Origin of the sequence: Pasteurella oralis (assembly GCF_042681465.1) — a bacterium.
Classification (GTDB): domain Bacteria; phylum Pseudomonadota; class Gammaproteobacteria; order Enterobacterales; family Pasteurellaceae; genus Pasteurella; species Pasteurella oralis.
In genome coordinates this window covers 248227-265226 of the sequence record NZ_JBHUFP010000005.1, presented here as the reverse complement: position 1 = coordinate 265226, position 17000 = coordinate 248227, and the positions used below count along the sequence as shown (strand labels likewise).

The 17000-nt window shown below is 35.4% G+C and carries 24 protein-coding genes; 20 read left to right on the top strand and 4 right to left on the bottom strand.

The genetic code is table 11. From position 1 onward, the window contains the following. Positions 1 to 116 precede the first annotated feature (116 nt). On the top strand, positions 117 to 326 hold the full coding sequence (gene cspE, locus ACFSAV_RS05280) for a transcription antiterminator/RNA stability regulator CspE (protein ID WP_379097035.1): 210 nt from the start codon (positions 117 to 119) through the stop codon (positions 324 to 326). A 68-nt stretch (positions 327 to 394) separates the two neighbouring features. Here the strand turns inward: cspE and ACFSAV_RS05275 are convergent, their stop codons facing one another. Beyond that, positions 395 to 1087: a DUF7424 family protein gene (locus tag ACFSAV_RS05275; protein ID WP_379097032.1), complete on the bottom strand. Its 693-nt coding sequence runs from the start codon at positions 1085 to 1087 to the stop codon at positions 395 to 397. Positions 1088 to 1377: 290 nt separating this feature from the next. Here ACFSAV_RS05275 and ACFSAV_RS05270 point away from each other — a divergent pair, with 290 nt between their 5' ends. Next, entirely contained in the window at positions 1378 to 1716 is a 339-nt protein-coding gene (locus ACFSAV_RS05270) for a carboxymuconolactone decarboxylase family protein (protein ID WP_101774925.1), read from the top strand. 96 nt (positions 1717 to 1812) lie between these two features. Here the strand turns inward: ACFSAV_RS05270 and ACFSAV_RS05265 are convergent, their stop codons facing one another. The 3 genes from ACFSAV_RS05265 to ACFSAV_RS05255 form a co-directional block, all read right to left on the bottom strand. Next, positions 1813 to 2544 (bottom strand): hypothetical protein, encoded by a 732-nt coding sequence (locus tag ACFSAV_RS05265; RefSeq protein WP_379097029.1) that lies wholly within the window; start codon positions 2542 to 2544, stop codon positions 1813 to 1815. Between the two features lie 940 nt (positions 2545 to 3484). Continuing rightward, on the bottom strand, positions 3485 to 3607 hold the full coding sequence (locus tag ACFSAV_RS05260) for a hypothetical protein (protein WP_379097027.1): 123 nt from the start codon (positions 3605 to 3607) through the stop codon (positions 3485 to 3487). Positions 3608 to 3678: 71 nt separating this feature from the next. Beyond that, entirely contained in the window at positions 3679 to 4353 is a 675-nt protein-coding gene (locus ACFSAV_RS05255) for an outer membrane beta-barrel protein (RefSeq protein ID WP_379097024.1), read from the bottom strand. Positions 4354 to 5657: 1304 nt separating this feature from the next. Here ACFSAV_RS05255 and ACFSAV_RS05250 point away from each other — a divergent pair. The 18 genes from ACFSAV_RS05250 to ACFSAV_RS05165 all read left to right on the top strand — a co-directional run bounded on the left by ACFSAV_RS05250 (position 5658) and on the right by ACFSAV_RS05165 (position 16996). After that, positions 5658 to 6857 carry a phage major capsid protein gene (locus tag ACFSAV_RS05250; protein ID WP_250023468.1) on the top strand — a complete coding sequence of 400 codons (1200 nt, stop codon included), beginning with the start codon at positions 5658 to 5660 and terminating at the stop codon, positions 6855 to 6857. Positions 6858 to 6908: 51 nt separating this feature from the next. Further along, positions 6909 to 7469 (top strand): HK97 family phage prohead protease, encoded by a 561-nt coding sequence (locus ACFSAV_RS05245; protein WP_250023471.1) that lies wholly within the window; start codon positions 6909 to 6911, stop codon positions 7467 to 7469. 1 nt (position 7470) lies between these two features. Further along, positions 7471 to 8682, top strand: a complete 1212-nt coding sequence (locus ACFSAV_RS05240; protein WP_250023473.1) for a phage portal protein — start codon at positions 7471 to 7473, stop codon at positions 8680 to 8682. Then, positions 8666 to 9022, top strand: a complete 357-nt coding sequence (locus ACFSAV_RS05235; protein ID WP_250023475.1) for a phage head closure protein — start codon at positions 8666 to 8668, stop codon at positions 9020 to 9022. Before ACFSAV_RS05240 ends, ACFSAV_RS05235 begins: the two co-directional genes overlap by 17 nt. Continuing rightward, entirely contained in the window at positions 9009 to 9335 is a 327-nt protein-coding gene (locus ACFSAV_RS05230; RefSeq protein ID WP_099868491.1) for a head-tail connector protein, read from the top strand. The genes ACFSAV_RS05235 and ACFSAV_RS05230 overlap by 14 nt, the downstream gene beginning before the upstream one ends. 8 nt (positions 9336 to 9343) lie before the next feature. After that, the gene (locus ACFSAV_RS05225; RefSeq protein WP_250023477.1) at positions 9344 to 9700 is read left to right on the top strand and encodes an HNH endonuclease; all 357 of its coding nucleotides are present in this window, start codon (positions 9344 to 9346) and stop codon (positions 9698 to 9700) included. A gap of 127 nt (positions 9701 to 9827) precedes the next feature. Then, on the top strand, positions 9828 to 10196 hold the full coding sequence (locus tag ACFSAV_RS05220) for a phage terminase small subunit P27 family (RefSeq protein WP_005737917.1): 369 nt from the start codon (positions 9828 to 9830) through the stop codon (positions 10194 to 10196). Beyond that, complete coding sequence (locus ACFSAV_RS05215) at positions 10196 to 11863, top strand: terminase large subunit (protein WP_076090651.1); 1668 nt, start codon at positions 10196 to 10198, stop codon at positions 11861 to 11863. The genes ACFSAV_RS05220 and ACFSAV_RS05215 overlap by 1 nt, the downstream gene beginning before the upstream one ends. Next, positions 11860 to 12318, top strand: a complete 459-nt coding sequence (locus tag ACFSAV_RS05210; RefSeq protein WP_231116299.1) for an HK97-gp10 family putative phage morphogenesis protein — start codon at positions 11860 to 11862, stop codon at positions 12316 to 12318. Before ACFSAV_RS05215 ends, ACFSAV_RS05210 begins: the two co-directional genes overlap by 4 nt. A gap of 325 nt (positions 12319 to 12643) precedes the next feature. Then, complete coding sequence (locus tag ACFSAV_RS05205; RefSeq protein WP_324007124.1) at positions 12644 to 13492, top strand: exonuclease domain-containing protein; 849 nt, start codon at positions 12644 to 12646, stop codon at positions 13490 to 13492. Positions 13493 to 13495: 3 nt separating this feature from the next. Then, positions 13496 to 14128: a hypothetical protein gene (locus ACFSAV_RS05200; protein WP_324007125.1), complete on the top strand. Its 633-nt coding sequence runs from the start codon at positions 13496 to 13498 to the stop codon at positions 14126 to 14128. A gap of 178 nt (positions 14129 to 14306) precedes the next feature. Next, on the top strand, positions 14307 to 14513 hold the full coding sequence (locus ACFSAV_RS05195; RefSeq protein ID WP_324007126.1) for a helix-turn-helix transcriptional regulator: 207 nt from the start codon (positions 14307 to 14309) through the stop codon (positions 14511 to 14513). After that, positions 14513 to 14860: a hypothetical protein gene (locus ACFSAV_RS05190; protein ID WP_324007127.1), complete on the top strand. Its 348-nt coding sequence runs from the start codon at positions 14513 to 14515 to the stop codon at positions 14858 to 14860. The genes ACFSAV_RS05195 and ACFSAV_RS05190 overlap by 1 nt, the downstream gene beginning before the upstream one ends. Beyond that, complete coding sequence (locus tag ACFSAV_RS05185) at positions 14857 to 15180, top strand: hypothetical protein (RefSeq protein WP_046333230.1); 324 nt, start codon at positions 14857 to 14859, stop codon at positions 15178 to 15180. The genes ACFSAV_RS05190 and ACFSAV_RS05185 overlap by 4 nt, the downstream gene beginning before the upstream one ends. A gap of 82 nt (positions 15181 to 15262) precedes the next feature. Next, positions 15263 to 16252: a host cell division inhibitor Icd-like protein gene (locus tag ACFSAV_RS05180; protein WP_379097013.1), complete on the top strand. Its 990-nt coding sequence runs from the start codon at positions 15263 to 15265 to the stop codon at positions 16250 to 16252. Then, on the top strand, positions 16245 to 16475 hold the full coding sequence (locus ACFSAV_RS05175) for a hypothetical protein (RefSeq protein ID WP_250037578.1): 231 nt from the start codon (positions 16245 to 16247) through the stop codon (positions 16473 to 16475). The genes ACFSAV_RS05180 and ACFSAV_RS05175 overlap by 8 nt, the downstream gene beginning before the upstream one ends. Further along, the gene (locus ACFSAV_RS05170) at positions 16468 to 16683 is read left to right on the top strand and encodes a hypothetical protein (RefSeq protein WP_250037570.1); all 216 of its coding nucleotides are present in this window, start codon (positions 16468 to 16470) and stop codon (positions 16681 to 16683) included. The genes ACFSAV_RS05175 and ACFSAV_RS05170 overlap by 8 nt, the downstream gene beginning before the upstream one ends. Next, entirely contained in the window at positions 16676 to 16996 is a 321-nt protein-coding gene (locus ACFSAV_RS05165) for a hypothetical protein (protein ID WP_250037555.1), read from the top strand. The genes ACFSAV_RS05170 and ACFSAV_RS05165 overlap by 8 nt, the downstream gene beginning before the upstream one ends. Positions 16997 to 17000: the final 4 nt, after the last annotated feature.

The following is a 17000-nucleotide window of genomic DNA, read 5'->3' as shown; positions in this document are numbered from 1 at the left end:
GTTAAATTTGTTACTTGAAAAGCACTCTTACTCATCTTTATTTAAGTAGCAGTTATTAGCACTACGCTTGTTTCAAGCATTAAATTTTAATTTCAATTTATTAAGAGGAAGACAATATGTCTAAATTCAATGGCACAGTAAAATGGTTCAATTCTGATAAAGGTTTCGGCTTCATCACGCCAGCAGATGGTGGTAAAGATTTATTTGTTCATTTTTCAGGCATTATCGGTTCTAATTACAGAACGCTAAACGAAGGTGATCGCGTAGAGTATAGTGTACAAGATTCACAACGCGGTCCATCAGCAATTGATGTACGAGTTATTTAATTGATACTTGTTTAGAATATAAAAAAATCCCTCAATGAAAATTGGGGGATTTTTTATACCATTCCTGCTTATTTTGAAGCATTATCAAGCTTATCTAGTATCTTATCTAGCTCAAATGCAGAGCTTAATACGGTTGTTTTTCCACCATCTTCATATACCCATAGACTATCTGCCGAAGTATTAGAAAGTCTAATTTTAATTTCAGTATTAGGATCTAAGGTCAACTGATCAATTGCGATAGGCTCATCATCTATATAAGCAGAATATACATTAAATGAATGACTTTCTTTCGTATCATTTTTTAATGTAATCAACATATTAAAATCTAAATTATTGATAAACTCATTTTTAACAAAACGACGAATATTTTGTGCCAATTGAGGGCTTGTTCTTACATTCAATTGGCGATTCTTATAACTGTATATACTGACATCATTTTGAAAGTCAGATTCATTTTTGAGTCTGCCTATATCAATAGGAATTTCAAAACTGGCAAAAGAATCAAATTGTTTCGAAAAACACTCTTTATATTTTGCTTTTGTAAATACAGTAGGAATCTTTTGTTGAGTCTTCATTAAATCCTTTGAAGGTTTTCTTGAATCTTCATGGCTGTGACAGGAGGCAATTTGTACATTTAAGACTGCTATTTCCGTGTTTATAGGTTCATTCAAAATAGATTTAAGTGATACTTCTTTTTCAATTTCTGTCTTACAGGCAGTTAAACTCAGTACTAAACAGATTAATAAAAATAGCTTCTTCATAGATTTCCTCCAGTGGGTTGTAATATAAAATTAATCTATTTATGTCTTGTTAGTGTTGATAGCTTAATAGATATATTCTGCACTATACATAGTAGAAATCACTAATTGTATGTAAAACAAACAAAAAAGAATAGTAATTAGTGGGCTAAAATTTATCATTGGAAATTAATATAAGATTAAAACTAAAGTAATTGAATGAGAATTGGGATATATTTATGAAATTTATGGTCTAAAGCCTTAATGAGAAAATACTATACCATTGCAATTCATTTTAGTTATAAGGAGTTTTTATGTTTGCAGATTGGAAAAATGATGTTTCACATGTAAGAAAATCTTTTAGCGCTTTAGGTCAAAAATATCCTAAAATGCTACAGGCTTATGCGGCATTGAATACTGCAGCTGTAGAAAATAACGTGCTAGATGCAAAGACAAGAGAATTAATTGCATTAGCTGTTGCAGTAACGACACGTTGCGAAAGCTGTATTGGTATACATGCTGCCGAAGCAGTGAAGGCAGGCGCAACGGAAGAAGAAGTTGCTGCGGCACTTGCAACCGCAATTGCGATGAATGCTGGAGCTGCATACACTTATTCATTGCGTGCATTAGAAGCGTTTAATGATCAGCAATAGTAAAAAACACTTTCATAAAAAGTGGTTTTTAGTTAGTAATGAAAAATAAAAGCCTGTAATATATACAGGCTTTTATTGTATAACTATCTATTCTATTTAGAATTTCAAGCCAATAGAGAAGCGTAGCGCGTTATTATTATATGAACGATGTACATCTTCCATTATAGGATTGTTAACACCTACTTTTTTGTAATTATTATAAGTAACTGCTGAATTAGTATGATAATATCCAAGCTCAGCTAAGAAAGACTTATATTCAATTCCGACGCCTAATCCCAAATAAAGACCGTTTTTAGTTTTAAAATTAATTGTATAAGGATGATCGTTAATACCTTTATCAAGCCTATACTCATTATGTACTGTACTAGGTGTTTTATTTAATGAATAGCCTAAGTCGCTTTTAAAATAAAATTTAGTGTCTTGATTGAGGGAATGGTTTTGTTTAAGCGTTAAATAAAGAGGAATAGAAGAGTAACGATTTACTTTGTATGTTTCTCTGATTTTAACGTTTTCCCTATCTTTAATGATTCGTTGATAATTAAAACCGTTACGTTTGATATAACCTATACCAAAGCCAAGTTCTGTTTGTGATAAAAGATTATATGTTGTTTCTAAGAAAATGCTAGCCGAAAAAGTATTTTTCTTTGAAGGGGAACTTGTAAAAAGTTCATTATTATTATCCTGAGCGAAGGCTGCTATTTCAATTGCATCAAAACGAGATGTCAGGTCAATACCAGCTTTACCATAGAAATTAAACTGACCAGTTTGAGCAGTTGCAAAAACTGGAATGAGTGACAATATTGTTACAAGTAATGATTGATTTTTCATAATAACGTTCCATGTGTAGTAATAAAAAATAAAAATAATAAGTTAGTAGACAAGCCTACTATTCCACATTGTAATTATTAAATGGTTAAGAGTAAATCTTATTGTTGACAAAATGCACTTTTTTGATTCATTAATTAAGCTGTTTTTTTATTTTTTATACAATTTTCATATTCTCAGTAGTATCTATAAAGTGTTGAATACTTTTCATCAGTCTAAAGATACACAAAACAATTTAAAGAATTAAATGAATAGCCCAAAGAATGAGCAATAAAGGTGGAACCTGATATTTAAACAGAATTTTTTGATGATTTCTTTGTCGATAGAACTTTAGATGGGATTTATATTGAAACTAGAAATATCGTAAAATAGCATAAGAACACATTTTACCTTGCTTATATGAAGTCATGTAGCTTAGGAATTTGGATTAAATAGCTTTACTACTATTAGAAGTGCTATAAAATGAAAATTAACATTCATTCCGAAGGAATAGAATGAGAGAGAAAGTCAGAATAAATAGCTATTTTTAGGATTTTAATATCTTTCTAGTAATGTGAAAAAGTAGAGAGAAAATCTAAATATAAATTAGCAGAACGATTAATTTGAGGTTAGAAACTTTTAAACCAAACTTACTATTTGATTAGCAAGGATTATGATTCTACGGAGTACATTATTTATACTTTATTGAGTAGTTTTACAATTCCAATTAAGGTGGGGAAGTCATTTTCAATAAGATAATATCCTAGAATTGGAAATAAATGGTTTTCTAGGCATTGCTAATTTTTCCCATTGTTGAAGGTTTAATGTCTTTTTTGCTTAATAATCTATAATGAGTAAGTATAAATGCTAAAACTGTCCAAAAAATAAAAAACAATAATTATTGGATACATAGTATTTGAACTATTAATTAATATAAAGTGATTGAACCTATCGATTTAGTAATTCATAAGCTTTTTTGGTTACTGTTGCTTGGTTTTTGTATTTCTTTAATCTTTGTTTTAGCTTGATTTTCAAGATAAACAGGCATTTCATCATATCTAAGAAATAATTCATCAGGTAAATTCATTGCGTTTCTCCAAATTTAGGCACAAAAAAGCCGTTATTAAACGGCTTTAGATTATGTAAATGGACTACTTGTTAGAATTTAAAGCCGATAGATAGACGTAATGCATCATTGTTGTATGAGCTATGAGCATTAGTTTTATAATGCCTAGAAACATAAGTAACCGCTGAATTGGTATGATAATAGCCTATTTCAGTTAAGAAAGATTTATATTCTATCCCTACTCCCAACCCTAAATAGAGACCATCTTTAGTTTTAAAATGAATAGTATTTCTATATGGAGGGCTATTAGCTTTATATAAAGTTTTACGTGTTTTATTAAATGAATAACCTAAGTCGCTTTTAAAATAAATTTTTGTATCTTGGTTAAGCGAGAAGTTTTGCTTAAAAGTTAAGTAGATAGGAATAGAAGAATAGCGGTTTATTTTGTATTCCTCTTTGAATAGATTATATTCATGATAATAATTAAAACCTTTACGCTTGATATAACCTACCCCTAAACCAACTTCTGTTTGCGGAAGAATGTTATATGTTGTTTCTAGAAAAATACTTGGTGAAAACGTATTTTTCTTTGAACCTCTAGCAAAATGATGATAAGACTCGTCAAATCCGCTATGTATTTTCAATGTCTCAAAACGAGAGGTTAAATCAATACCCGCTTTAACATAGAAATTAGTTTGACTTGTTTGTGCAACCGTAATTGCAGGAATTAGTGAAGATGTGATTAATATTAATGATTTAATTTTCATAGTAAACCTTCCATGCATAGTAATAATAACAATTTCACAGATGAATCCATGTTCCTTGATTATAGTTATCAAGGAGATAAGAGTATATTATCAATAAAACTCACTTGTCTAACATTTTTCTTAAGGCTAACTTCTCTTAGCTCCCTGTAAATGTGTTTTATTATAGTAGTCAGAGTGGGGCTTGACATATTCAGCAACTTGAAATTGCCTAGTGTCTTCTATTTACTTGATCTTAATTACCGTGGCTTAGTTTCTTTTCTTTTGCTCAATCTACAAGGCTTATTCACCGCAATACATAAAAAATAACTTTAGTTATGGCTCGAGGTATTTTGAAAGCTAGCTCTCAATATTAAAGAAATATTGACCTCAACAATGGCAAGGGAAGTTGCTGAATTTGTTAATATATTATCCTACGAGTTACAAAAAAATACGGATGATAGTATTGATTCCTCAGATATTATTTCTACTTATAATTATTAATTAATAAAATAAATTGCATAGTAAACAGATTCAGCTAGTTTTGGCGATAATCCACAAGAGTTTTTTGCTACTGAATATAAGCCCCTTTAATTCGTTCTCTATTCTATTCAAGTAGGTTGTTTTTGATTAACTTGTGATATATAGAGTTTTAAAACTATTTGCCTTGTTTTGATATGTATATGTAAGCGACTCTTAACTTTTATTGCTATACTTTCCTTCGTATTTTAGTATTACATTTCAAAAGCTCATTTTTTAGAGAAAGTAATACCAAAATTGTTGGCTGGGGGGGGGATATCTTGGAAAGATTACTTTGTGATTTATTAGTTTCTTATTGATTTTATTGGGAGTTTTGGATAAGTTTGGAAAGTGAAATGGTGCACTAGCTGAACCCGAATTTTAGAATTAACTAATTAATTATCAATATGTTATTAAATAAACAAATTGCCGTAGTTACTATCATAGTTACTAAATGCTTTTACCATATCAAAAGAAATATATTTTTAATTATAGTTTTAATTTTATATTTAAGTATTCACAGTATTCACAAATATAAAAAATATTATATATATTAATATCTTATATAGTGAATACTTCTTTTTTAAGTATTCACAAGTATTCATTAGTATTCACAAAGTCTAATTTTATCTCTATTTCTTCTCTTTTCTGATTAAAAAATAATCAATCAAAAATTATTTACTCAACGTTTCTAAACGTATCTAAACTATTGATTTTTAGCATATTTACTTACTCTTTTTTCTGATTATATTGTGATATGGGCTTATTATAAGCCGTCTTAATTAAGATGAAATCAGAGGAATTTTTACATGTTTAAAAAATTATTAGAGTTACGCCAGAAAAAAGCAGAACATGCTGCCGAAATGCGTGCGTTATTAGAAAACGCTGAAAAAGAAAACCGCTCTTTGACTGAAGAGGAAAGCGGTAAGTTTGACAAGTTAAAAGACTCGGTAAAACAAATGTCCGAGGAAATCGAACGTTACGAAACTGTAGCCGATGAAGAACGCAGTTTAGGTTTACAAGGTGGGAAACCAGTGGAAACAGGTGGCAAGGCACAATTAAGTAATGATGAGTTACGTCATTACATTAAAACAGGTGAATTGCGTACAAATACCCTTTCTACTACCGCAAAAGATGATGGCGGTTATTCTGTTATCCCTCAACTTGATAAGGAAGTGATGAAACGTTTAACAGATGATAGCGTGATGCGTCAAATCTGTAATGTGGTTCGCTTACCTGTAGGGGCGAAAGAGTATAAAAAACTTGTTTCCGCTGGTGGTGCGGTGGTGGCTCATGGTGATGAAGGTCAAGCCCGTAATGCGACCAATGCACCTAAGTTACATGAAGTCAGTATTGCGTTAAACCCAATTTATGCTTATCCAAAAACTACGCAAGAAATCTTGGACTTTTCATCCATTGATATTCTAGGCTGGTTAACGGATGAAATTAGTGAAAGCTTTACCGAAACCGAAGAGGCGGATTTAACCTCTGGTGATGGTAGCAAAAAAGCAAAAGGCTTGTTGCAATATACCCGCTCAACCACAGCGGATAAAACCCGTACTTTTGGTGAACTTCAAAAAATGGAAGTTGCGAGTGCGGATAAAATCATAGCCGATACCCTTATCGATCTTTTCTATACCTTACACAGTAAATACCGTAAAAATGCCGTTTGGGTGATGTCTTCAACCATTGCCGCAGCACTTCAAAAACTGAAAAACAAAAATGGTGATTTTATTTGGCGTGATGGGTTAACGGTAGATGCCCCTTCTACGCTTTTAGGTCGTCCTGTGTATTTCTTAGAAACGATGCCAGCAAGTGGGGCAAATAAAGCCGTGATTGCCTTTGGTGATTTTAAACGTGGTTACTTCATTGTGGATCATGAAACAGGCGTAAGAACTCGACCAGATAATCTTACTGAACCAGGCTTTTATAAAGTCCACACCGATAAATATTTAGGTGGTGGTGTAGTCGATAGCAATGCGATTAAGTTTATCGAAACCCTAGCTTAATGAAACACACAAAAGGGGGCTAATTTAGCCCTTTTTTGTTAGAGGTACACTATGAATAAAGATTTTGAAATCCGCTCATCAGAACTTAGCGCAGAGAATGAAAAGCTTATTGGTTATGTGGTGAAATGGAATAGCCCAAGTGAATTAATGTGGGGCGAGTTTGTTGAGCAATTTGCCCAAGGGGCATTTAGTGAAACTTTATCTAGCGGTGCAGATGTGCGTGCGCTATTTGAGCATGACTACACCAAGTTATTGGGACGAACTCAAGCCAACACCTTAAAACTTGAAGAGGATAGCATAGGCTTACGCTTTGAACTTACCCCTCCTGAAACCAGTTTAGGCAAAGATTTATTAGTCAGTGTAAAACGTGGTGATATTACAGGGATGTCCTTTGGTTTTCGTGCGAAGGCTGAAAGTTGGAACTTTGATGTTACCCCTTGTCAACGTATTGTCACTAATGCGGAGCTGGTGGAAATTACTGTAACCAGTATTCCCGCATATCCTGAAAGTAACGTACAGATTGCCCAGCGTTCAATGGCACAGGCAAAAGCAAAATTACAGCCAAAAACGACCGCACTTTTAAATCGTTGGACTGAATTAGCGGAGTTGTAATATGTGGCCATTTAAAAAGAAAACAGAACAGCGCAATAGCTTAACCATTGAGGAGTTACTCTCTTATATGGGCGTGGCAAACACAGGCGCGGGGGAGTTTGTTACTCCGACTACCGCAGAAAGTTTACCCGCAGTGATGAATGCCGTTACGGTGATTGCTGAGGCGGTTGCCGCTATGCCTTGTTATTTATATCAGTTAAAACAAGATGGGCGGGAGCGTGTTTTTGATCATCCTGTGGATTTTCTGTTAAATGAAATGCCAAACCGCAGTCAAACCCCTTACCAGTTTAAATATACGATGATGCGCCATTGTTTATTAACGGGTAATGCGTATGCCGTGATTGAATGGGATAAAACGGGGCAACCTATTAGCCTTACTCCTTATCAACCTAGTGCGGTGAATATTTTAAGAAATCCAAAAGGTGACTACATTTATCAAATCACCGATCTGAATAGCAAAGTAAAAAACTACCTTCAGGATGAAATCTTACACTTACGCCATTCATCACTTGATGGCTTTATGGGTCGCTCTCCGATTGCCATTTGTCGTGAAACGGTGGGCTTAGGTATTGCCCAACAAAAGCACGGTGCATCCGTGATGAAAAATGGCTTGATGGCGAGTGGACTTATTACAACCTCCGAATGGTTAGACGAGGCAAAAGCACAAAAAGCCATTAAAGCGTTAGAGCGTTACAAAGGGGCAAAAAATGCGGGTAAAACGCCTGTACTTGAAGGCTCAATGGAATATAAGCAATTAGGCATGACTAACCAAGATGCCGAATGGTTAGCCAGTCGAACCTTTACCATTTCTGATATTGCCCGTATCTACAACATTAGCCCAATCTTTTTACAAGATTACTCCAACTCGACTTACTCGAATTTTAGCGAGGCAAGCCGTGCGTTTTTATCACAAACTTTAAGACCGTGGCTCACTAACTTTGAACAGCAATTAAAAGATGCATTGATGGTGGATGTGACCCGTCAAAGTAAACAACGCTATTTAATTGAGTTTGATACAAGCGACTTGTTACGCACAAGCCAAAACGATCGCTTTAATAGTTACGATACCGCGATCAAAGCGGGGATCATGAATCCTAACGAAGTCCGCAGACGTGAAGGGCTTGCGCCTTATGTGGGTGGTGATGAATTTAGCCAAGCATGGAAACAAACCGTAGAAGTGAAAAAAGGTGGTGGACATGGCGAGAATGATTAGAGCTGGGCGATATAACAAAGTAATTACCTTACAAAAGCGTAATTATGAAAAAGAAAGAGAAAGCAACACCTACGGGCATCGTACTCCTTATTGGGAAGATGTTGCCACGGTGCGAGCCAGTATCGAACCTTTACAAGGGAGAGAATATTTTAGTGGTCCTTTTCAGTTAGGTGAAAATATTACACGGATTCGTATCCGTTATATGCCTGAAGTAACGAGAAAAATGCGGATTAAATATGGTGATAAATATTTCGATATTTATTCAGTGATTGACAGCAAAGAAGAACACAGAGAACTACAACTTATGTGTAAAGACGGTGAGGCGTATGGTGGATATTAATAACTTAATTAAGTTACAGGAAATCAAAGCGCATTTAAATCTAGCGGATGAGTTTGATTTAGATGATGACTTATTAAGAGCTTATGCGGAAACCGCTTTAGAAGTGGCACAACGCCATATTGGTAAAACCTTTAGCGATGAGGTAACAGATAAAACTATTCCCTTCAACCAATCAATTAAGGTTGGATGCTTGATGTATATCGCCTACCTCTACGCAAATCGAGAAGCGGTAACAGATGTTGCTAACTTAAATCCAGCACCTATGACCATTAAATCATTATGGGATGTGTACCGTGAGCCTTGTGTTTACTAAGGAATGTTATGCCCTATCAACCCTTAAAGCGTTGTACCTTTCCAGGTTGTAGAAACAAGGTGAAATCTGGACGATGTGAAGAGCATAAACCAAAGGATAACCGAGTAAGTGCATCCAAGCGTGGTTATGATCATAACTGGAGTAAGTATAGGTTCCAATATTTAAAACAACATCCTTTGTGTGTGATGTGTTTAGCACAAGGGAAATATACGCCAGCCACAGTAATTGACCATATTAAACCCGTTGAGAATGGACAAGCCGATCCGTTGTTTTGGATTGAAAGCAATCACCAAGCTTTATGCCGAGATTGCCACAGTTATAAAACGAGAGTGATAGATAAACGTGGTTATGGTGTGAAGAAATGAACGCTCCCCAATTTTGGGGAACATACGAGGTGGGGGGGAATTTTGAAAAGAAATGCGCAAGCCGTCAGAACCGCCCCCCCAATCAAATTTTTACGCAAGGCAATTTTTTAGAAAATAAGGAAAGCAAATGACGAGAAAGAAAACTTATAAAACGCCTGATTTCTTGGATGATATTGCTAAAAGCCAATGGAAAGCCCGCATTAAACAGCTTTCAGAGCGTGGCGATATTATGCCCGAAGATCTCACTAATCTTGAGATTTATTGCGAAAATTACGCAATTTGGCGCCATTCTGTAGCAGATTTAGCGAAAAATGGCTTTGTTATTATCAACAGCCAAGGTACACAATCGCGCAATCCCGCCCTTTCAGCTAAAGCCGATGCCGAAAAAGTGATGATTAAAATGTCCACGTTGCTTGGGTTCGATCCTGTGAGCCGTAAAAAGAACCCCGTCACTATTGAGGGCGTGGATGCCATAGATGAGCTTTTAACATTGTAATGAGTATTTGGCACGACTACGCAGAGAAAGTAAAAAGCGGTGAGATTATTGCTTGTAAAAAGGTGAAATTAGCCGTTGAGCGATATTTTCAAGATTTAATCAATCCTGATTATTATTTTGATGAAAAAATCGTTAATCAATTTTTAGCTTTCTCTCGATTATGTCCGCACGTCAAGGGGCATTTACGCGGTAAACCAATTATCTTGAGTAATTGGCAAGTCTTTTTATTTGCGAATATTCTAGGTTTTAAGCATACAGATACAGGGCTTAGAAAATACCGCTCCGCCTATATTCAAGTGGCAAGAAAAAACGCCAAATCTACCGTTGCTGCCGTCTTGGCTAATTGGTTTTTAGTGATGGAAAAAGGTCAGCAAGATATTTACACCGCAGCGGTAAGCCGTGATCAAGCTCGTATTGTGTTTGATGATGCCCGCCAAATGTGTTTGCTTTCACCACCTTTAAGAAAACGAGTACAAATTCAACAGCATAAACTCATTTACCCGCAAAATAATAGCCTTATGCGACCGTTAGCCGCCAAATCTTCCACGATTGAAGGTACAAACCCAAGTCTTGCGATAGTGGACGAATATCATTTACACGCAGATAACAGCGTTTACAGTGCATTAGAATTAGGACAAGGGGCAAGACCAGAAGGGCTTCTATTTGCGATTACCACCGCAGGAAGTAACACCATTTCAGCTTGTAAACAGCATTATGACTATTGCTCACAAATTCTTGAAGGTAACGAGAAAAACGACAGCATTTTTATTTTGATTTTTGAGCTAGACGATGAAAGTGAAATAGATAATCCTGATACTTGGATCAAGGCTAACCCGAATATTAATCAATCTATTCCCCAAATTGATTTTGAGAATACGATTAAAAAAGCTCGTGGCATACCGTCCGAATGGGTGGAAATGTTAACGAAACGCTTTAATGTTTGGTGCCAAGGTACAACCCCTTGGCTAAGTGAAGGCAGTTGGGCGTTATGTAAACGGGATTATGAGGAAAGCAGCCTATTACATCAGGATTGTTATATGGGCTTAGATTTATCTTCAACCAATGACCTTACTAGTATTTGTTACACTTTCCCGCAAGGTCAAAAAGTGCGGTTAGTTACTCGTCATTACTTACCTGAATATCAGCTTAATAATGTGGCCAACAAAAACCGAGCGATTTACCGTCAATGGATGCAACAAGGTTGGTTACATATTACCGAGGGCGATTGTATTGATTATGACAAAATCAGAGATGATATTTTAAAAGATGCCGAGTGCTTTAATATCAAAATGATTGGTTTTGATGTTTGGAATGCCACACACCTTAGAACACAGTTACAAAGTGCGGGCTTAGACGTTGAGCCATTCCCGCAAACTTATCAACGTTTTAGCCCTGTGGCAAAATCCGCAGAAGTGCTAATTAATCGCCAAGTGATAGAACACAATGGCGATCCTATTTTAGCGTGGGCATTATCCAACGTGGTAATGGAAACCGATGCCAACGCCAACATTAAGCCAAACAAGAAAAAGGCAGCTAATAAGATTGACCCAGCAATAGCCTTTTTAATGTCATTTGGCACTTATCAGCTTGAATATGGCGATCTGATTTTTGAGCTATCCGAAGAACATCAGAGAGTATTAGAAGAATTTAATGGAGTGGAATTATGATAAAAATGTTAGGGTTAGATAAAGTCTTAAAGGATATGGATAACCTAGAGAAAAAGTTTACTAAACAGCTTAAAAAACCGATGAGAATCGCATTAAATGCGGGGGCAAAATCTTTAAAAGAAACAATAAAGCCTCTTGTTCCCGTAATGAATGTAAGTACTAATTTTAGACAAAAAGGCACAGTAAAAAATAATATCCGTTCTAAAACAAGAATAGCAAAGAACGCTAAAAGTGGTTATACGGTGGTGGGAGTCATGCGCCCTAAAGGTCAACGAATGGCAAGGATTGGGGAAAATACCCGAGATAAACGAGATCCGTTTTACTGGTGGATGGTCGAATTTGGTACAAAGAAAATGACAGGTCGCCATTATATGGAAAAAGGTGGCAATAAAGGGATAGAAAAAGCAACAAGAGTTGTAGAAGAAAGATTTATACAAGAGTTAAAAAAACTCTAAATACAGAAATGAAAAAGGCGGTATATACCGCCTTTAATTCAAAACGTTTAGAGGAGTTCTCAACATAGCTAAATCATGGAGCGATTCAGGTACATCATCTACTGAAGTTGACGTAAAGCAATGTCTAGCTATTCCCCTACTACAAAACATCGTAGCATTAAAATTATACAAAAATAATCACCTATTTTCTATACCTTTTAATATTTTACTGTGTTTTTATTCAGTGTTAGAATAAAACAAACGCACCTAGGGTAGCTCCCGAAAGCAAGAAACCTTATCTTGTTGGTGCGGTCTTATCATAAGGGAAAATGCGAAAGGGGCATTTATGAAATACGTAATTGTTGATATTGAAACAGCAAATCCGAATATTACTAGCATTTGCCAAATAGCACTCGTTACCTACAAAAATGGGCAAATCACAGACCAATGGCATACCTTAATCAATCCTAAAACCTATTTTCACTATATGAATGTGGCAATCCACGGTATAGATGAAAGAACAGTAAAGAACGCCCCGACACTTTCAGATGTGGCAGATACAATCAAAGCAAAATTTGCGGATAATATAATTTGTTCTTATGGTGCATTTGATCGCAGTTCGCTTACTCGAATTTTCCCCGAATTATCAAATCAATGGCTGGATATTGTGCGAGTAGTCCGTCGTTCTTGGAATCAAGAATTTGCTAAATACGGTTATGGATTGGCGAGTATGGCAAGTGCATTAAAAATTAAACAAAGCAATCACCACGATGCGTTAGATGATGTGCTAGTGGCTGGTGAAATCCTAAAGAAAGCATTAACAGATAGTCAGCAAGATTTAGATTTTTGGTTAGAAAGAGTAAGAAAACCGATTGATCTCGATAATTACCAAAAAGCCCACAGCAAATTAGAAGGAAACCCTGAAGGTGAGTTATACGGTGAAACGATAGTATTCACTGGTGAATTATCGATACCAAGAGCTAAAGCGGCAGAATTAGCGGCTCAAGCTGGTTGTAATGTTGCAACAGGCGTAAGTAAGAAAGTAACATTGCTTGTTATTGGTGAGCAAGATTTAACAAAACTCAATGGAAAAGAGCTTAGTAGCAAAGAAATCAAGGCTAGGGAACTAATAGAAAAAGGATACCCTATTCAATTACTTTCAGAAAATGATTTTATCAGGTTAATAAAGGAGTAAATTATGAAAATAGATCTTCTAAATAAATTGATAAAGATAATGGAGGTTTTAGATGATGAGATAAAGGATTCTGCTATTTTTGAAGATGCTACAAATAAAACAATAGAAGCTTTAAAAAAAATAGATTTTTCCCCTGAAGATATTATAAGTGCAGCTATTGATGGGGAAATTGATAATACAAGCCATCAGATGACCTTGTTTAATTATTTAAAATTTCAAGAAACAATATTTAAAGTTATACTAGATGAACAATTAGAAAAAATGGAGAATGATTTAAAGTTTATTCTTTTTGATGATTCCAAATTAATGAGAGAGGAATTAGCCCTTAGAAAGAAACGAGCTATTTTTTTTCTTAAAATTTTTCAAATGACCTCTACTATGATTGAGCAAAAGATAAAAGAACTTCGCATTCTTTCTGATGTATCTCCTACTATTGATCGCAAGCTAAAAGGTAAATCACAAAAATCAAAAAAAGCAAAGCAATTAGATGCTGAAGAGTTAGCAAAAGTACTATGGGCAAAAGCCCCAGAAATTACCCAAGAGAATATGGCTTACCAAATTAAAGATAAGTTAGATTTAACGCAAACTATACAAACAATAATCCGTTGGATTAAACCACACCAACCACCTAAATAGCTAAAGCTATGATCAAAAGCAACTTATTAACTATGAAAAGTTGCTTTTGTGCTTTTATAAGCAACTTATGTATTTTTATAAGCAACTTATGCGTTTTACAACCTTTCAAAATTCCCTTTAAATACCCCTCGTAACGTTACAGAACTAAACATTTCATGACTTACGAGGAGTATTTTTTATGAGCGAGGCTCAAACCTTATCCCAAAAACTCATCGCTGGCAAAGAAGTCACCAAAATTGTTGGCTTTGGTCGCACCAAACTTAATTTACTGGTTAAGGCTGGTAAATTCCCTCAACCAATCCGTTTTTCAGACAACTTTATCCGCTGGGATTTAGAGGAAGTAAATGCGTGGATTGAACAACAAAAAGCAATGCGAGGTGCTTAATGACTCGTTTAATGGCCGTGTTGTTCGCATTAGTGCGTAACCCTCATTTAGGTATTAGTGAAAAAGAATCTTATTTTGAAGTTCATTTCCTTAATGCCCGCAATGAAGTTAGCGAGTTAGAACGTACTTTGGATATGAAGTTAGAGAGAGTGCGTGAGGAAAGCGCAGCGGGTCGCCATTATACCCGCTACTTACCGAAAGATGCCGACCAAATCCGCAAACTTGCTGGGCTTTATAACTTAAAACTGAAATTCCAACAGGAGAAATATAAACGTTATTTAGATGAACCATTATTTAGTGATGATGATATTCAAAGAGCCATCAACCTATTAGGAGAAACCAAGTGATTATAGAAGAAAGATTAATAGAGGAAGTAAACCAACATCCTTTAATTATTACACAAAAATTAGTCTATCCAAATTTTGAGATGTCCTATGATGAAGAAAGTGATGTGTTTTATTTAAAGTTTAACTTAGATAAAAACAAACTTTTCTGTGATGAATATGGCATTGATTGCTTAGATCTTTTACTTACTATTTTGGCGTTTAAGCAAAGCACTTGCGATGTTCCATTATTAGTAACAAAGCAAGATTTAGATCTTATTTATTCATTAGAAATAAAAAATCCAATCATTAATTTAGATGACTCAAATATAACATTGCAGTAAGTCATAAAAAAAGGCTCGATATGCGGTCGAGCCTTATCACTTGCTGATATTCAATACAAAGATTTAAAAGGATTCTACAAATATGCCTAAATGTAAAATCGCCAGATTTAATATGAAATTAAATCAAATATATTTTATCAACTTACTAAATAATATCAATGACATCACATCATTTATCCATCAATACAAAGCAATTAATCAACCTTTAGGCTCTATGCCTCTCGATGCTAATTCTTTGCGGATTATTCTTTTTATCCAAGCTGAAACCGAGGCATCACCATCTTGGGAAACAGCATTATTTATTGCCTTCTCAAGTTGTGGATCTACTCTCAATGCTATTTGTTTATTGCCTTTTGTTTTAAAAGTGGTTGACATGGGGTCATCACCTCGTTATAGTTTATCAAGTGTCAACCAATTGTATTGCAATAGACATCAAAAAGCAACGAGGCTTAGAAGTGTCGTTACCACTAATAAGCCTCTAACCAACAATCTTACTAAGGATAAGACTATGGCTAACCTTAATTATACAGGGTTTACCTATATTTTTATAGGTATTCTCCGCACAGATCTATCTAATCAACTTCATAAACTCCGCATTCCAGCCGAAAGCGAATTACAGGCACGCAAAAAATTAGCCCGTGATTATGTTTTAGTGTTTGCTGGAAAAATCCCAGTTAAGACAGAGGAGGGCTTGTCAATCGTTGGGAATCGTTGTAGTATTCAAGGTACTACAACAAAAGACGGCAGCCGCAGCCGTTATTCAAGCGGTATTTTTTTACCTCAAATTTACCTTTCAAAAGGAAATGGGGCATATCCCCACACCTTTCAAAAAGCTGAATTTGTGGAATGGTTGATACGCCGAAATAAGCCGAGCAATTGGACGAATAAGGCGAGCCGATCTTTTGCGGTAGTTGAGACCATTTCACACCCTACTAAGGGCAGAAATCTTTTACTAACTAAACAAAAGAGAAATCCCACAATGAAAACCAGTCAAAAATCTACCGCACTTTTAGCGGTTCGTTCACGCACACCTATTGTTTTTACTCCTGCTATGGAGGTGACTTATGCGTAATGATTTACCCTTCCAATTTGATTTACTACAAAACGCAGTAGAACGCCTAAATCAGCCGATTGTGTTACTCAACGTCCTACGCAATTACACTGCGCTAGAAAAACTAGATTACAGCGAGCTAGAACAGCTACTACATGCGACGGAAACCTTGCTACAAAAAAGCCAAAATGAAATTCAATCACGCATTGACTTTATGTTAAGTAAAGGGGGCGAACATGCGTAAAGCAAAAACCGTTAAACCTTTTAAACCTGAATACCAACCTACTTTTGAGCAGTTAGCAAAAGCAGTAGAGAAAACAGAGTTTTATTTAAGTTTTGCGAAAGATTATATCCGCAATGGTTATTTCAAAGGCACTGCAGATGCACTAAAAGCAATTAAGAAAGAAGTCACAAAAGGATTAAAAGAAAACAAAGGGGGCGAACATGCGTAAATACAGCGTAATCACTTATCGAGAAGATGAAACCATAGAAGGTCAACCATTCATTATCGCCACAGGGAAAACACACCAAGAGGCCGTAAAAATCGCACGTGAGGCAATGGATAACGATCCGCTTGTCTATGGTTCAACATTGAGAGTAGAGCATTCCCCTTATGAAATCACTGTTTTTAATAAACAAGGCGAAATTGCCTTTACTGGTGAATATCCTACCTATGCTCAAGCTTGTGAAGTATCAGACTATTTAAAAAGCACAAACCTTTATTCTGAAATCAGAATCAGTAATTTAGATGGACTAGGGGAGTAAGAAC